1 rRNA gene is annotated in these 233 nt (G+C 48.5%); it reads left to right on the top strand.

Features of this window, described 5'->3' with window-relative positions:
- Positions 1–233, top strand: a 23S ribosomal RNA gene (locus tag QMX89_RS22885); the annotation flags it as partial.

Below are 233 nucleotides of genomic sequence, written 5' to 3' on the forward strand. Positions count from 1 at the left end.
ATGGAAAACAGGTTAATATTCCTGTACTTCTGGTTATTGCGATGGAGGGACGGAGAAGGCTAGGCCAGCTTGGCGTTGGTTGTCCAAGTTTAAGGTGGTAGGCTGGGATCTTAGGTAAATCCGGGATTTCAAGGCCGAGAGCTGATGACGAGTTGTCTTTAGACGACGAAGTGGTTGATGCCATGCTTCCAAGAAAAGCTTCTAAGCTTCAGGTAACCAGGAACCGTACCCCA

Origin of the sequence: Pseudomonas sp. PS01301 (genome assembly GCF_029960215.1) — a bacterium.
GTDB lineage: Bacteria > Pseudomonadota > Gammaproteobacteria > Pseudomonadales > Pseudomonadaceae > Aquipseudomonas > Aquipseudomonas coleopterorum.